Source organism: Saccharopolyspora sp. NPDC002686 (genome assembly GCF_040295745.1).
GTDB classification, from domain to species: domain Bacteria; phylum Actinomycetota; class Actinomycetes; order Mycobacteriales; family Pseudonocardiaceae; genus Saccharopolyspora; species Saccharopolyspora oryzae.
In genome coordinates this window covers 1-15,389 of record NZ_JBEOVY010000059.1, presented here as the reverse complement: position 1 = coordinate 15,389, position 15,389 = coordinate 1, and the positions used below count along the sequence as shown (strand labels likewise).

At 70.7% G+C, this 15,389-nt stretch carries 14 protein-coding genes; 4 read left to right on the top strand and 10 right to left on the bottom strand.

Annotated elements, in window-relative coordinates:
• The first annotated feature begins 37 nt into the window (after positions 1–37).
• Positions 38–901, top strand: coding sequence for a LysR family transcriptional regulator (locus tag ABTZ89_RS10690; RefSeq protein WP_351042755.1), 864 nt, complete (start codon positions 38–40; stop codon positions 899–901).
• Here ABTZ89_RS10690 and ABTZ89_RS10685 read toward each other — a convergent pair.
• Positions 858–1,091: a hypothetical protein gene (locus ABTZ89_RS10685; protein WP_270952803.1), complete on the bottom strand. Its 234-nt coding sequence runs from the start codon at positions 1,089–1,091 to the stop codon at positions 858–860. The two genes, ABTZ89_RS10690 and ABTZ89_RS10685, sit on opposite strands and share 44 nt — an antisense overlap.
• A 316-nt stretch (positions 1,092–1,407) precedes the next feature.
• On the opposite strand from ABTZ89_RS10685, the gene ABTZ89_RS10680 reads away from it, so the two are divergent.
• Positions 1,408–2,169: a sulfite exporter TauE/SafE family protein gene (locus ABTZ89_RS10680; RefSeq protein ID WP_351042751.1), complete on the top strand. Its 762-nt coding sequence runs from the start codon at positions 1,408–1,410 to the stop codon at positions 2,167–2,169.
• Between the two features lie 17 nt (positions 2,170–2,186).
• Here the strand turns inward: ABTZ89_RS10680 and ABTZ89_RS10675 are convergent, their stop codons facing one another.
• The 3 genes from ABTZ89_RS10675 to ABTZ89_RS10665 all read right to left on the bottom strand — a co-directional run bounded on the left by ABTZ89_RS10675 (position 2,187) and on the right by ABTZ89_RS10665 (position 6,077).
• Positions 2,187–3,512, bottom strand: a complete 1,326-nt coding sequence (locus ABTZ89_RS10675) for an MFS transporter (RefSeq protein ID WP_270952805.1) — start codon at positions 3,510–3,512, stop codon at positions 2,187–2,189.
• Positions 3,513–3,625: 113 nt separating this feature from the next.
• On the bottom strand, positions 3,626–5,239 hold the full coding sequence (locus ABTZ89_RS10670) for an acetate--CoA ligase (RefSeq protein WP_351042748.1): 1,614 nt from the start codon (positions 5,237–5,239) through the stop codon (positions 3,626–3,628).
• Positions 5,240–5,273: 34 nt separating this feature from the next.
• The gene (locus ABTZ89_RS10665; protein WP_351042745.1) at positions 5,274–6,077 is read right to left on the bottom strand and encodes an enoyl-CoA hydratase/isomerase family protein; all 804 of its coding nucleotides are present in this window, start codon (positions 6,075–6,077) and stop codon (positions 5,274–5,276) included.
• Between the two features lie 163 nt (positions 6,078–6,240).
• Here ABTZ89_RS10665 and ABTZ89_RS10660 point away from each other — a divergent pair, with 163 nt between their 5' ends.
• Positions 6,241–7,173: a LysR family transcriptional regulator gene (locus ABTZ89_RS10660; RefSeq protein WP_270952808.1), complete on the top strand. Its 933-nt coding sequence runs from the start codon at positions 6,241–6,243 to the stop codon at positions 7,171–7,173.
• 77 nt (positions 7,174–7,250) lie between these two features.
• On the opposite strand, the gene ABTZ89_RS10655 is transcribed toward ABTZ89_RS10660, so the two are convergent.
• The 5 genes from ABTZ89_RS10655 to ABTZ89_RS10635 form a co-directional block, all read right to left on the bottom strand.
• Positions 7,251–8,627, bottom strand: a complete 1,377-nt coding sequence (locus tag ABTZ89_RS10655; protein ID WP_351042741.1) for a tripartite tricarboxylate transporter permease — start codon at positions 8,625–8,627, stop codon at positions 7,251–7,253.
• Positions 8,624–9,046, bottom strand: coding sequence for a hypothetical protein (locus ABTZ89_RS10650; RefSeq protein ID WP_351042738.1), 423 nt, complete (start codon positions 9,044–9,046; stop codon positions 8,624–8,626). The genes ABTZ89_RS10655 and ABTZ89_RS10650 overlap by 4 nt, the downstream gene beginning before the upstream one ends.
• A complete protein-coding gene (locus tag ABTZ89_RS10645; RefSeq protein ID WP_351042736.1) occupies positions 9,043–10,314 on the bottom strand; it encodes a hydroxymethylglutaryl-CoA reductase, degradative in 1,272 nt (423 codons plus the stop codon). Before ABTZ89_RS10645 ends, ABTZ89_RS10650 begins: the two co-directional genes overlap by 4 nt.
• Before the next feature lie 205 nt (positions 10,315–10,519).
• Positions 10,520–12,454, bottom strand: a complete 1,935-nt coding sequence (locus ABTZ89_RS10640; RefSeq protein WP_351042733.1) for a helix-turn-helix domain-containing protein — start codon at positions 12,452–12,454, stop codon at positions 10,520–10,522.
• A gap of 112 nt (positions 12,455–12,566) precedes the next feature.
• A complete protein-coding gene (locus ABTZ89_RS10635) occupies positions 12,567–13,616 on the bottom strand; it encodes an NAD(P)-dependent alcohol dehydrogenase (protein WP_351042730.1) in 1,050 nt (349 codons plus the stop codon).
• Between the two features lie 102 nt (positions 13,617–13,718).
• Between ABTZ89_RS10635 and ABTZ89_RS10630 the strand changes: the two genes are divergently transcribed.
• Positions 13,719–14,324 carry a TetR/AcrR family transcriptional regulator gene (locus tag ABTZ89_RS10630; protein WP_351042727.1) on the top strand — a complete coding sequence of 202 codons (606 nt, stop codon included), beginning with the start codon at positions 13,719–13,721 and terminating at the stop codon, positions 14,322–14,324.
• Here the strand turns inward: ABTZ89_RS10630 and ABTZ89_RS10625 are convergent.
• On the bottom strand, positions 14,315–15,121 hold the full coding sequence (locus tag ABTZ89_RS10625; RefSeq protein WP_351042724.1) for a siderophore-interacting protein: 807 nt from the start codon (positions 15,119–15,121) through the stop codon (positions 14,315–14,317). The genes ABTZ89_RS10630 and ABTZ89_RS10625 overlap by 10 nt on opposite strands.
• Between the last annotated feature and the right edge of the window lie 268 nt (positions 15,122–15,389).

The following is a 15,389-nucleotide window of genomic DNA, read 5'->3' as shown; positions in this document are numbered from 1 at the left end:
GGAAACTGCCGCAGCAGTCCCGGGTATCGTTCCGCTGGTGGAATTGCGGCAGCTCGAGCACTTTCTGGCCGTGGTGCGCACCGGCAGCTTCACCGGCGCAGCGCGGGAAGTGCACGTCGTCCAGTCGGCGCTGAGCTCGTCGATCCGCAAGCTCGAGGACGAGCTGGGCACCAAGCTGTTCGAACGCACCTCCCGGCGAGTGCTGCTGACCGAGGCCGGACGGGCGCTGGTGCCGATGGCGCACCGGATCGCCGCCGACGTCGTCGCGGCACGTGGCGAGGTGTCCGCAGTGGTGGGGCTCTCGCGCGGGCACGTGGCCATCGGCACCATCCAGGCGCTGACGGAGGTCGATCTGCCCGGCGAGCTCGGGGCGTTCCAGAAGGCCCATCCCGGGGTGCGCATCCGCGTGCGCCAAGGCATCGTTCCCGACCTGATGGATTCGGTCGACAGCGGCGAGCTGGATCTCGCCTTCGTCGCGTTCGACGGGGCGCTCCCGGCGGAACTGGTCGGATTCGCCGAGTGGCGCCAGGAGCTCGTGCTGCTCAGCCACCCCGACCACCGGCTGGCCGGACGACGTCGGGTCCGCCTGGCGGAGTTGGACGACGAACCGTTCGTGGACTTCAGCGGCAGCGGCCTGCAGGAGCTGGTCGCCCGCCGGTGCGCCGACGCCGGGATCCGCCGCGATCCGGTGTGCGAGGCCACGAACATGTCGCTGCTGATCGAGCTGGTCGCGGCCGGCCTCGGGGTGAGCATCGTGCCCGAGCAGGTCGCCGAGCGGTCCGGGCTTCCGCACGCCCGGATCGAGCAACCGGTCCTGGCCAGGTCGATCTACCTGGCGGGTCGGCAAGCGGAACCGGTCAACCCGGCCGCCCGCGCTCTGCTCCAGCACCTCCTGGGCTGATCCACGGCGCAGCACCGCGGTCGCTGGGCGAGAGGTGCAGGAGCCCAGCGCCCGCCAAGAGCGCGACCAGCCCCAGCATGGTCGCGCCCGTGACGGCCAGGACGAGCCCGATGACCAGGAATCGCAGGGCGAAAGCACGCAGCAGGTCGGCCACGTCGGTCGACGTGTTCCGTTCGGGGCCCTGGTTCACCGGTCGGGCTCCTCGCGGCCGGTGGCAACCGTGGTGATGCGACAACTCGCCATGGGATCAGTGTTGGCCAGAGCTCATCGCCCAGGCCAACGCTTGTTTTCGATGGGGTTCATCTCCGGAATCGATCGATCACGCCCGCTCGAAGTGGAGCCCCGAACGCCCGTTCTCCGCTGGTGGACGGCTTTCCCGCGCCGCGCTGCGAACCACCCGCGACAGGTGCCCGCAACGAGATGCGGACCCGACACGAGCGTTTTCCTTGCCGCGCTGCGGTTCTCGTCACGTTGTTCCCGCGGGGACCGGGTTCGATGCTGGCCGCATGCTGGAGTTCATCGCCCTGTTGCTGGTCGGTGTCGCGGCGGGAGCGCTGAACGCCGTCGGCGGCGGAGGCACCTTCGTGGCACTGCCTGCCCTGGTGGCCGCCGGACTGCCTCCCGTGACAGCGAACGCGTCCTCGACCGTGGCGCTGCTGCCCGGCGCGCTCGCCAGCGCATGGGCGTACCGGAACGAGCTGGTCCAGGTCGGAACCACGTCGAGGACCGCGCTGACCACCACCAGCCTGGTCGGCAGCGCGCTCGGCGCCGGACTGCTGCTGGTGCTGCCTTCCGAGTCGTTCCGCGTCGCGGTGCCCTGGCTGCTCGCGTTCGCAACCGTGGTCCTGGCGTTCGGCCGCACCGCTTCGCGACTGCTCTCGACCGCGATAGGCCATCCGATCGACCTGAGCACCAGGAGTGTCCTCATCGGACAGTTCGTGCTGGCCGCGTACGGCGGCTACTTCGGCGGCGCGGTCGGAATCCTCATGCTGGCGTTCTGGAGCGTCGGCCTCGGCCTCGACCCGGCGAAGGGCAACCCCACCCGCGTAGCGCAGCTCGCCGCGATCTACGCCACGGCCGCAGCGCTCTTCCTCGTCGCCTCCGACGTCTGGAGCTATCCCGGTCCGGTCATCGCAGTCCTGATCGGTGCGATCGGCGGCGGCTTCGCGGGAGCCCGCATCGCCCGCCGCCTACCCGCCCGCGCATTGCGCGGCATCGTCCTGACCACAGCGACGACGATGACCGCCCTGTACTTCCTCCGCAGCTGAGATCACCCCAGCGCCCGTCAGCGGATGGTCGTGCGGGACAGGGACAGCACCTTCGTCTCGGCGACGAGGAAGATCACCGCGAGCAGGCTGACGACCGCGACGCCCACCAGGTAGAAGGCCGGGGCGCTCGGGTTGCCGGAAGTCCCCACCAGCCAGGTCGCGACGAACGGCGCGGTGCCGCCGAACAGGACGTAGGCGGCGGTGTAGCCCATCGCCGATCCGCTGGCCCGCAGGTGCGCGGGGAACATCTCGACCATCGCCGGGACGTTGCTGGTACCGATCGTCGCCACCAGGACGGCCAGCACCGAACTGCCCACCGCCGCCCCGACCAAGCTGGTCTCCATGAGCAGGAACGAGGGCATGGTGAGCACCACGAACCCGCCGCAGGCGGCCAGCAGCATCGGACGCCGGCCGAAGCGGTCGCTCGCCATCGCCATCAACGGGCACGCCGCCGTGTAGGCCAGCATCGAGACCAGGTTGGCGAGCAGCGCCTCCGTCTTGCTGTAGCCCAGCGAGCTCGACATGTAGGAGATCATGTAGCTGCTCATGAAGTAGTAGCCCACCGCGTTGGTGATGCTGTAGGCGAACAGCGCGAAGATCTGCTTGCGGGCCACCTTGAGCGCGTCCCGGAGCGGGGTCCGGGTCTTGTTCTCGGCGCTCTCGAGCGTGCGGAACACCGGGGTGTCCGCGAGCCGGGAACGCAGGTAGAGGCCGATCGCGCCGAGCGGCCCGGCGATCAGGAACGGAATCCGCCAGCCCCAGGACTGCAGCGCCTCCTCCGAGAGCAGACCGGTGAGCAGCACGCCCACCGCGGATCCGGCCACCGCAGCCACGCCGACGGTCATCGGCACGACGCTGGCGTAGCGCGCCCGCCGACCGTCCGGCGCGTACTCCATGATGAACGAGGAAGCACCGGTGTACTCACCACCGGTGGAGAACCCCTGCACCATGCGCATGAGCAGCAGCAGGAGCGGCGCTGCCAGCCCGATGGCGGAGTACGTCGGCAGCAGCCCGATGAGCAGCGTCGAAGCGCTCATGCACAGCACGCTCAGCGCGAGCGCGCGGTTGCGCCCGATCCGGTCGCCGTAGCGGCCGAAGAACAGCGCCCCGAGCGGCCGGGCGACGAAGCCCGCGCCGAAGATCGCCCAGGTCGCCAGCAGCGCCGCGGCCGAGTCGAAGCGGGGGAAGAACAGCATCGCGATCGTGGCCGACATGACGGCGTAAGCACCGGAGTCGAACCACTCGACGAAGTTGCCGATGGCGGTGGCGATGGTGACCCGTCGCCGCGTCCGGGACACCTCCTGGCTCGTTGGACGTGCGGTGGCGAGCTGATCCGGCGACATATCCGAGCTCCTGTCCATTGTGTCCGGTACTTCGCCCGGCTTCTGTCGTTGCTGGGAAACCGATGGGGTTCTGCGGTGGGGCACCGCTCCTGCCGGTGCCCCACCACCTCTGCTCAGCTCAGGTCACGCCGCCGGAGCTCGGCGCGCTGGATCTTCCCGGTGGCCGACCGCGGGAGCTGCGGATCGAACTCGACCAGCCGCGGGCAGGCGAACCGGGAGTGGTTCTCCTTGGCGAAGGACATGATCTGCTCGCCCAGCTCCGGACTCGGCGAGAACCCTTCGGCCAGCTCGATCCACGCCTTGACCACCTGACCCCGGACCGGGTCCGGCAGGCCCACCACACCGGCGTCGGCGACCGCCGGGTGCTCGCGCAGCACCGCCTCGACCTCGTACGGGCCCACCCGGTAGCCGGAGGTCTTGATGACGTCGTCTGTGCGCCCGAGGAACCAGTAGTAGCCGTCGGAATCCACCACCGCCTGGTCCTTGGTGTGGTACCAGTCGCCGCCGAACTCCTTCGCCGACGCCTCGGGACGCCGCCAGTAGCCCAGCGGGAACTGCGGGTTGCTGCCCGCCCGCAGGCAGATCTCGCCGGGTTGCCCCGGTTCGACCGGCCGCTCCTGCTCGTCCAGCAGCGCCACGTCCCAGCCGGGCAGCGGACGCCCCATCGAGCCCGGTTTGACCGGAACGCCCGGGAAGTTGCCCACCAGCGGGTAGGACTCGGTGGAACCGTAGTAGTCCAGCAGGGTCACGCCGAACTGCTCGTCGAACCACTCGATCAGATCGGCCGTGAGCGGCTCGTTGGCGCAGCACACCACGCGCAGCGACTGCGGGTAGCGGGTTCCGGCATCGGGGACGTCGGCGCGCATCTTGCGCACGAAGGTCGGGTTCACCAGCGCCGTGGTGACCCGGTTGCGCGCCATGGCCGCCAGCAGCCCTTCCGGGTCGAACCCGGCCGCGGGCCGGTAGACCAGGTGCGTCGCGCCCGCCCGCAGCGGCCCCATGAGCTTGGCCATCGACCACGCCCAGTCCCCCGCCCCGTAGAAGACGTCCCCGGGCCGCAGGTCGTGGCAGTACTGGAACTCGTTGTGCCCCAGCAGGGTTCGGTGCGCGTGCACGATCCCCTTCGCCTCGCCGGTCGTGCCCGAGGTGTAGAAGATCAGCGCGGGGTCGTCGGCCGCGGTGTCGGCGGTGTCGAACTCCGCGGGGTGCCGCGCTATCGCCGGGTCGTCCACGCTCACCAGCCGCGCACCGGCCTCGTCGGCGAGCGGCCGGGCGCGGTCCAGCTCCGCCTGCTCGGTGACCAGCACGGTGCTGCCGGAGTCGGCGAGCCGGTAGGAGATCGGCTCGTCCGCCCACAGCAGCGACATGGTCACCAGGACGGCTCCGGTGCGCAGCACGCCCAGGTAGGTCGCCGGTGTGTCCGGTCGCTGCGGCAGCAGCACCGCCACCCGGTCGCCCTTGCGGACTCCCAGCGCATGCAGGTGCGCGGCCACCCGCAGGGACCGCTCGCGGACCTCCGCCCAGCTCACCTCCTGGTGCCGGCCGGTGTGGTCTTCGAAGATCAGCGCGGTCCGGTCGCCCGGGTGCCGGTCGGCGACGTCGGCGGCCATGTTGTAGCGCTCGGGGACGTGCCAGCGCTGACCGGCGATCAGCTCCCGGTAGGCGCGCTCACCCTCGGCGAGGTCTCCGGGTGGCACGACCGGGCGTTCGGATTCGATGGTGCTCATGCGGATCGGTGCGCTCCTGTTCGTGCGGTGGCGGTCAGCGGCGCTTGCTCAGGAAGCGGTCCATCTCGCGCTGCGGTTCGCCGGTGGCGTAGGCGGCGGCGTGCACCTTCTTCGCCGACTCGACGGCGTCGGTGAGCGCCGCGTCGTCGATCTCGCGCAGCCGCGCCTTGGTCAGTTCCACGGCGCCGGGCGGGAGTTCGGCGAGCTTCGCGGCGAGCGCGATCGCTTCGTCGAGCACGGCGTCCTCCTCGACCAGCTTGGTCAGCAGTCCGAGCCGCTGGGCCTCCACTCCGTCCACCAGTTCCGCGGTGAGCGTGAATTCGATCGTCTTCGCCTTGCCGAGGATCTCCCACATCGCCCAGATCCCGGTGATGCTCGGAATTCCGGAACGCACTTCGGGCTGCCCCATGCTCACCCCGGCGTGCCCCACCCGGAGGTCGGCCAGCAGCGCGAACTGGAACCCGGAACCGGCGGTCACCCCGTTGATCGCGGCGATGGTGGGCTTGTCGATGTCGCGCAACGCCCGGTACAGCACGTCGAAGCTGTCGATCCAGGCCTCCGCCGCGGCGTGGTCGGACTGATCGATCGCGGCCGTCTCGGCGAGGTCCTGACCTGCGCAGAACGCCCGGCCGGAGCCGGTGATCACCACCGCGCGGCAGTCCTCGTCCGCGCCGAGCTCGGTGAAGATCTCCACCAGCCGGGTGCGCATGTCGTTCGTCCAGGCGTTCAGCTTGGCCGGCCGGTTGAGGGTGACCACGCCGACCGTGCCGCCGGGAATCGCTTCGCGCCGCAGCAGGACGGTCTCGGTGCTCGAAGCGGTGGCCGCTGGAACGTTCATGGGAATACCTCCGGGAGATCGCGAAAAGCGATCCGGGTTCGGTGAATGAGCGTGACGATTCGGCGAAACCGGTCGGGCATCCGGAACCGGTGCATGAAATGCAAGCAAGCGGAGCGGGACCGCGTCCAACACCATTCCGCTCCGGCGGTGATATCAAAGCGATATGGAACTCCGCCACCTCCGCTACTTCACCGTGCTGGCCGAGGAGCTGCACTTCGGCCGCGCGGCCGCCCGGCTGCACATGGCGCAGCCACCGCTGTCGCAGCGCATCCGCGACCTGGAACGGGAACTCGGGGTTGAGCTCTTCGACCGCGGCCGCCGCCAGGTCACGCTCACCGAGGCCGGGGCGCTGCTGCTGGAGCACTCACGCCGGGTGCTGGAGAGCGCGGAGTCGGCGCAGGAGGCGATGCGACGGCTGCGTCCCGGCGAGAACGGCGTCGTGCACGTCGGCATCCCGCCGGACACGATGCCCGTCACGCTGCGCACCTTGCTGCACGAGTTCGCCGAGCGGGCCCCCGACGTGCTGGTCGACCTGCACGAGCTCACCACCGACGAGCAGCTGGCGGCGTTGCGGGAAGGCAGCCTGGACGCGGCCATGGTCCGCCACCCCTGCGACATCTCGGGCCTGGACTCCAGCCCGGTCGCGCGCCGCGCGCTCGGCGTGCTGCTCCCCGTCGAACACCCGCTCGCCGATTCCGAGCAGGTGCGGCTGCGCGACCTCAACGGGCAGCCGCTGGTGATCTTCCCGCGGGCGATGGCGCCGATGCTCTACGACCACGTCCTGTCGATCTGCCGCGCGGAAGGCTTCCGCCCCGGCGCGATCCGGCACGCGCGCAACCCGAACTTCGTGCACGGCCTCGTCCTGGCCGGACGCGGGGTGCACTTCAACGAGCCGCCACCGGGCGAGCCGCGCAAGGGGCTGGTGTGGCGACCGCTGGAGGATTCCCCGCTGTCCTGGCGGACTTCGGTGGTGTGGGTGCCGCGGCGCAGGCATGCCGCCATCGACGCTTTCGCCGCGGTCGCCACCACCGGCCTGGCCGCTGCCGGGCATCACCCCGAGGAACCACCCCAGCGCGATGAGAAGCCGTCCTATTGAGGAAATCGTTGCAGCGCGGCGCAAAACGCGAAAGCCGGCCTGCCGCACGTGGTGGCAGACCGGCTTCCCGGGGCTCGTCAGGCCAGGCCGATGACCTTGGGGACGAAGAGGACCGCGACGTAGTAGGCCATGAACTGGACTCCTGCGTTCATGCCGAACAGGCGGTTCGCCACACCTGCGAAGGTGGCGATCAGCAGCGTCGCCGCCACGCCGAAAGCACCGCCCTCGTACCAGGAGATCACCACGATCAGCCCGGCGAAGGCCCCGATCAGCGCTTCGTGGCTGACCTTCCGCATCACCCACAGGCTCGCCGAGCGGGCGAAGTTCATGCTCAGCGGGTACGCGACGATCGCCGCCAGCGCCACTCCGACCAGGCCGAACACCAGGAACTGCCAGGTGGACATCATGGTGTGCAGGTTGTGCACCTGGCCGGTCGCCTCGTCGACGCCGTACACCGGCGGGGCGTTGAACAGCGGTGCGGCCGGGCCTGCGGCGACCGGGCTCAGCGGCAGGCCGAAGGCGACGAGCGGGATCAGCGTCTCCGCGAGGTACGTCGACTCCGTCGTGCCGTTCTTGACCGCCAGCACGGAGGTCAGCCGCTCGTAGACGTGCTTGATGCGGGAGCCGACGAGCTCGCCGGCGAGCACCGTCGTCGCGACCGGGCTGAACACGAAGGTCGTCGAGCTGACCCCGGCCGCGGCCGACGTCATCGCGATCTGCTTCGGGCTGAGGACCTTCGCGGGATTGGGCAGGTAGCCGCTCCAGTCCTTGACCTCCGGACCCAGCCAGAACACCTTGCGGCCGGTGGCGGGCATCGCCGACCGCCCGGTCCGGGAAGCCAGCTGGAGCAGGTCGGCGATCAGCGGTCCCACGGCGATGCCGAGGAAGAAGCTGATGCTCAGGGTCTCGCCGATGACGTCCTTGGACAGCGCGTTGACGGCCGTCACCAGCAGGACGAACGGCACGATGCACGCGATGCTGGTCCAGCGGCCCGGTGAGAAGTACCCGATCAGCACCGCCGCGACGACGAAGACGTACGGCGCGGCGGCGGTGATGTGGGTGCCCAGCGGCGCCAGCACCGCGGCGAGCCCGACGGCCACCGGCACCGCGATGAACGCGGACAGGATCGCGCCCGAGATCGCCTTGCGCAGCGCGATGTGCGGGATCCCCAGCCGGCGGAGCATGTTCGCCTCCGGCAGCAGCGGAACCGCCGTGGTGTCACCTGGAATGCCCAGCAGCGTAGTCGGGATGGCGTGGGTCATGTGCTTGGACACGGCTGCGGCGATGAAGAAGGTGAACACCCCGACCGGCGGGACGCCGAGCATCACCACCAGCAGCGTCAGCGGTGCCAGCGTCGCGGTCTCGTCGGTGCCGGAGACCATGCCGATCGCGGAGAACACCACCGCGCCGATCAGGCCCATGCTCAGGGCGATCAGGATCTCGTTCAGGATCACGGCCTGCCCTCCGGATTCCGCTGCTCGGCCTGGGCGAACGCGTCGTGGAGCCCGACCGAGCGCAGTTCCCGCTCCGCGTGCGGCGAGAGCGCACCGGTGGATCCCGCGCCGCTGGCCGCCAAGACCTCCGCGATCGCGGCCTGGTGATCCTCGGGCGAGAGCGCGTGCTCGTGCACGATCCGCTTGGGAGGGAACAACTTCGCGCACACGACAGCCGCCACCAGGCACCCGAGCAGGCCCGCCAGCAGCGCGTAGCCATCCCGCAGCTCCGGGCTCACCGCCGCATCGCGCAACGCCCATCCCGCCACCAGCAACGCGGCCAAACCCGTTGCGGCGCCGAGCAGAACCGACAGCCACAGGTGCTTCGGGTTGACCGCGTCACCCCACACCTGCACGTACTGCTCCGGTTCCCGGTTCATCGCCCGGCCTCCGCGCGCAGTTCGCCCAGGACCTTCTCCGCGTGGTCGGCGCGGACCGCCTTGTCCCCGACCAACCGCGCCACGACGGCGGCCAGCTCCGCGTCCGTCGCCCCGGCGGCAACCGCGACGTTGCGGGCGTGTAGCGACATGTGGCCGCGCTGGATCCCCTCGGTCGCCAAAGCCCGCACTGCGGCGAAGTTCTGCGCCAACCCGACCGCGGTGATGATCTCGGCTAGTTCGGCGGCGGTGGACACCCCGAGGACCTGCACAGCGCGCTGGGCGACGGGGTGGACCTTGGTCGCTCCGCCGACCAGCCCGACGGCCATCGGCAGCTCGAGGGTGCCGACCAGGTTCCCGTCGACGTCCTGCTCGAACCGGGACAGCGCCGTGTAGCGCCCGTCCGGGCCGATCGCGTGCGAGTGCGCACCGGCTTCCACCGCGCGCGTGTCGTTCCCGGTCGCGAGCACCACCGCGGTGATGCCGTTCATGATCCCCTTGTTGTGGGTCGCCGCCCGGTACGGGTCGGCCTCGGCCAGGGCCGCGGCGTGGACGATGTCGGCGACGACCTCAGCACCGCCGACCGATTCGGCGTCGAAGACCGCTCGTGCCCGGGCCAGCCGCAGATCGGCCTTGTTGGTCAGGATCCGCAGCAGCGGCCGGCCACCCGCGATCTGCGCGGCGCGCTCGGCGATCGCCTCGGCCATCGTGTTGACCGCGTTCGCCCCCATCGCATCCCGCACATCCACCACGAGGTGCGCGACGACGTAGCGCTGGACGCGCGAGTCGACCAACCGCACCACGAGATCGCGGACGCCACCGCCGAACTCGACCAGTCGCGGATCCTGCTGGTCGGCGAGCGCGATCAGCTCCTGCCGGGCCTCCAGCAGCCGCAGCCGAGCGGCCTCCGGGTCGGCGACGTCGACGATCTGCACCTGGGCCTGCATGATCGGATCGGTGGACGAGGTGGTGAAACCACCGCGCACGCGGGCGATCCGGGCGGCGTTGCTGGCCGCCGCGACCACGGAAGGCTCCTCGGTGGCCATCGGCACCAGCACGTCGCGGCCGTTGACCGTGAAGTTGGTGGCCACGCCCAGCGGGACGCCGAGCACGCCCACCGCGTTCTCGATCATGTGGTCGGCCTGCTCCAGGCCCAGCCCGGAGTGCGGGTCGAACACGGACAGCGCGTCCGCCCCCGCGTGCGCCGCCACCAGCTCCCGCCGCTGAGCGACGGAGAGGTCCTTGAAGCCTGCAAGTCGACTGGTCGACACCGTTCCTCCTGTGCACCCCGGCCCGTTGGGCGCCGGGCACCGGCGGCCGACCTCGTCGCTTGGCGTCCGAGCGGCCGCATCGCCGTTCCGTACGCCGAGGAACTGTAAGTGCGGGCCGCCACACCGGGACATGGATCAACGATCCACTATCAGCACCGGCGGGTGGACCGATCGCACATGTCCATCGCCGTCGGCGATTCCCCGATCACGCAGCGCTGCGGGACCGCAACGCCTGCAGGCGAACCGCCACGGAGATGCGGAAGAACGGTTCCGGTTCGCGCCAGGAACCACCGAGCAGGCGGGTGATCCGGTCGATGCGCTGCAGCACGGTGTTGGTGTGCACGCCCATCAGCCTGGCCGTGCGGACCGGGCTGGCGTTGCAGTCGACGAAGTGGCGCAGGGTGGCCTGCAGGTCCGTGCCGCGCTCGACGTCCCAGCGCAGAACGGGGCCGATCATGCGGTCGATGAACTGGTGCGCACCGTCCGGTTCGCGGGCGAACATCGAGGTGTACGGCGCGTACTCGTCGGCATCGGCCGCGGCGGCGTCGACGCCCAGGGCGGTGAGGACCCGGCTGCAGTCCCGGACAGCGGCGAAGCGGGCGCTGAGCTCACCGATCGTCCCGGCCGGTCGTGCGGCCACGGTGAGCACTTCGTCGATCCCCGCAGCCGCGCGCACCCGGTCGCGCACAGCCGCGGCGACCTCGCGCGGATCGGCTTCCGGCACGACGAGCGTGACGATGCCCTCCACTTCACCGGCCAGCCCCGCCGTCGCCGCCAGCGCGTGGGCCGCGCGCAGTGCTGCGCGCCGGTGCTCGGGAGCGAGCACGGCGATCACGACCGTGCGCAGGTCCTCCGGGCGCACGCGCCGCGCGCGGAGCCGGCGCTCCAGGTCCGAATGCCGCCGCACGTCGGGGCTGAGCACGTCGTTGAGCAGTTCGCCGCGGACCCGGTCCTCGGCGTAGCGGACGGCGTCCTGCTTGAGGGTGAGCAGCGCGGTGATCTGCGCTGCCCGCTCGATGGTGCGCTGTTCGACCGCGCCGAGCTCCACCGCGCCGTCACCGATCAGCAAGCCGCCGAGCACCAGGTCACCGGCGAGAACGGCGACTGCGGCGCGGAAATCCCCCACGGACGGGTCGAGCAGCGTGCACCTCGCCGACTGCCGGCTGGCTGCGAGGGCGGATCGGACGGGCGACGAGTCGAGCCCCGCCGCCGCACCGCCGTCCGACGATGCGAGCAGGGCGTGGTTCTCGTCGACGATCACCACGGGGCGTTCCAACGCGGCGCTCAACGTCCGGGCGACATCGATCGCTCCCCCGCCGCGCAGGACGGCCTCCGTCAGCTCCTCGTGCACCTGACCAGCGCGTTCCATGGCCTCGACGTGCTGGGCGAGTTCGGCGTAAGCGCGCTGGGTCTCCGCCGCGGAATCGCGTGCCTGCGCTAGCAGCCGGGTCGTCTGCAGCACGACCGCGACGTTGTCGGCGAAGGCCGACAGCAGCGCGACCTCCTCCGGCGAGAACGTGTGCTCGCTGCGGTTCGCCGCGAACAGCACGCCCAGGACCTGCTCGCCGGCGATCAGCGGAACGCCGAGGATGGACACCAGTCCTTCGGCCCGGACCGCGATGTCGATGCTGTCGGCGTGCGGCACGTCGTGCAGCTGCTCGTAGTGCGAAGTCCATTGCGGCGCACGCGATTCCACGACCTTGCTGGCCAGTCCGGTGTGCGGCGGCACCCGGAGCTGCTGGAAGGCTGCCGCGACCGCACCCGCGGTGGACCGGACCCGCAGCTCCCGGGTGTCCTCGTCGAACTCCGACAGGTAGGTCACGTCGGTACCGGCGAGCCCGTGCGCGCGGTGGACCAGCCCGGTGATCAGCTCGTCCACGTCGTGCAGCGCGGCGAGTTCCCGCGCGCAGGAGAACAGCGCGGACAGCTCCTGGTCGCGCCGGTTCAGCCGGGCCATCGACCCTTGCAGCTCGCGCACCCGCTGCCCGACCTGCGACACCGCCGCGGCGTCGAGGTGCTCGGCGGTCAGCAGCTCGGCGACGGCGTCGCGCTCGTCCGGTCGTCCCTTCGCAGCGAGGTCGAGCAGCGCCAGGACCGCATCGACCGAAATTCCCCCGGCCGCAGCCCCCGAAGTGCTCATCGAACCCGCCTGTGCGAATGGACGTCGTGCGCAGGCATCGTACGCAGCCCGCGAACGACGCGGGCGCCGCCGGAATCCCGTGGATCGCGGCAGCGCCCGCTCGTTCAGCTGCTCAGGCGCCGATGGTGGCGGTGTCGATGACGAAGCGGTAGCGGACGTCGCTGTTCTCGACCCGCTCGTAGGCCTCGTTGACGCGGTCCGCGGAGATCAGCTCGATCTCCGAGCCGATGCCGTGCTCGGCGCAGAAGTCCAGCATCTCCTGGGTTTCGGCGATGCCGCCGATCATCGATCCGGCCAGCACCTTGTTGCCACCCAGCAGGGAGAACGCGCTGTAGGACAGCGGTTCGCCGGGGGCTCCGACGTTGACCATCGCGCCGCCGATGCGCAGGAGGCCGAGGTAGGCGTCGATCGGGAGCTTCGCCGAGACCGTGTTCAGGATCAGGTCGAACTGGCCCTTCAGCGCCTCGAAGGTCGACTCGTCGCTGGTCGCGTAGTAGTGCTCCGCGCCGAGCTTGAGGCCGTCCTCCTGCTTCTTCAGGGTCTGGCTGAGCACCGTCACCTCGGCGCCCATCGCGGCGGCCAGCTTGACCGCCATGTGGCCCAGCCCGCCGAGGCCGACCACGGCGACCTTCTTGCCCGGGCCGGCACCCCACTGGCGCAGCGGCGAGTAGGTGGTGATGCCCGCGCACAGCAGCGGCGCGGCGACGTCGAGGTCGATGCCCTCCGGGATCCGGCACACGAAGGCGTCCTTGACCACGACCTGCTGGCTGTAGCCGCCGTAGGTGTTCTCGCCGTCGTAGCCGACGCCGTTGTAGGTCTGGACGTTGCCCTTGACGCAGAACTGCTCGCGATCGGCCCGGCAGTACTCGCACTCGCCGCAGGAGTCGACCATGCAGCCGACGCCGACCCGGTCGCCGACCTGGTACTTCGTCACGTCCGAGCCGACCGCGGCGACGACACCGGCGATCTCGTGGCCGGGGACCATCGGGAAGATCGCCTGTCCCCAGTCCTCCTTGGCCTGGTGGATGTCGCTGTGGCAGATGCCGGCGTAGGCGATGTCGATCAGCACGTCGTCGGGCCGCAGGTCACGTCGCTCGATCGTCGTCGGGGCCAGGGGTGCGCCCGGCGCGGGTGCGGCGATGGCGTGCGTGATCGTGCTCATGAAATCCTCCAAGGAACAACCGGCCCCCGTTGTAAGAGGACTCTTACATTGGAGACGCATGAGCGCACGCGCATATTCCGACCGGAAGATGTGACCTGAGACATGGGCGGCAAGTACCACCACGGCGACCTGCGCGACGAACTCGTGCGCGTCTCGCTCGACCTGATCGCCGAGCGCGGCCCGGCGGGCTTCTCGGTGGCGGAGGTGGCGCGGCGCGCGAAGGTCAGCCCGGCCGCGCCGTACCGGCACTTCCCGGAGCGCGAGAGCCTCCTGGCCGCCGCGGCGGCCACCATCGCGCGCCAACTCGCGGAGCGCGTGCGAAACGCCGTCGCGGACCACGACGACCAGGTGGACGCGCTCGCCGCAGCAGCGGGCGCCTACACCGGCTACCTGCTCGAACGCCGAGCGGGCATGGACGTCATCTACGCCGACGGCCTGCAGGGCGCCAAGCACGCCGAGCTGCACGAGCAGACCCGGCGGCTCACCGACCAGTTCCTGATGCTGTGCCTAGCGGTGTCCGCCGGCCCGCAGGAAGCGCTGGAGCTGATGGAGCAGCTGTTCACCCAGGCCCACGGCTACGGCATGTTCTGGCTCGACGGCGTCTTCGCCAAGCAGGGCTACTCCCCCGAGCAGGTCGTGCGGAAGTCCACAGCGGCGGCCCGCGCGGTCATCGAGGGCCACCGGCACGGGAAGTCCGCTCAGGACTGAGCCGCGGCCTCCCGCCGGGCGAATTCGGACTTCCACTCGCGGAAGCTCTCCTCGGTGCGACCCTGGCGCCAGTAGCCCGAGATCGACACCTGGTCGCGGGTCAGGCCCCGCTCGCGGAGCAGGTGCGGCCGAATGCGGCGCATGACCTCGCCGGCTTCGCCGTGCACGAAGGCGTGCACGTGGCCCGGCAGCCAGTCCAGCTCGCGCACCGCCGCCTCGAGCACGCCGTCCGCGCCGAGCTCGGACCGGTGGAGGAAGGTCACCTCACCCCGGGGCGGGACGTCGAGCACCGGCTCGTCGGCCGCGGAGTCGACCAGCACGATCACGCGGACCACGGCGTCCTCGTCGAGGTCGCCCAGCGCCGCCGTGATCGCCGGGAGCGCGGTCTCGTCGCCCACCAGCAGGTGCCAGTCGGCCGCGCGGTCGGGGCGGTAGCCGCCGCCGGGACCGTTGACGAGCAGCTCGTCGCCGGGTTCGGCCGACGCCGCCCACCGGCCCGCGACGCCTTCGTCGCCGTGCAGCACGAAGTCGATGGCCATGGTGCCGGCCTCGACGTCGGGGAACAGGGCCGTGAAGGTGCGGACGGCCGGCATGTCCTCGGCGGGCAGCACGCCGCGCAGGGCCCGGACGTCGATCGGATCCGGGTAGGTCACGCCCTCCTTGGGGAAGATCAGCTTGACGTACCTGTCGGTGCAGGTGCTGTCCGCGAACGCCGACAGGTCATCGCTGCGGAACCACACCCGCCGCAGGCAGGGCGTCACCAGCTCGGCGCCGGTCACGGTCAGGCAAGTCGTCATCGGGCTCCTCAGCTCGCCGGTGCAACCAATCCGTTAGGCAAGCCTAACCTGCTCCGCCGGTCGCCAGCCACCGCAGGTTCCACCCAGCAGGAGTTCCGAGGTCCGCAGGCCCCTTCGCGAGAAGTCGCCACCCCAGGAACCACCCCGGCGAAACAGACCGACGCAACCACGCACGAATCGGCGCCCAGCCCGCCGCCGCACCGGCTCGAGCGGTCCGCAGTTTCAATTGAAACTGCGGTTTCAACGGAACTTCGGGTGCCGACACGCC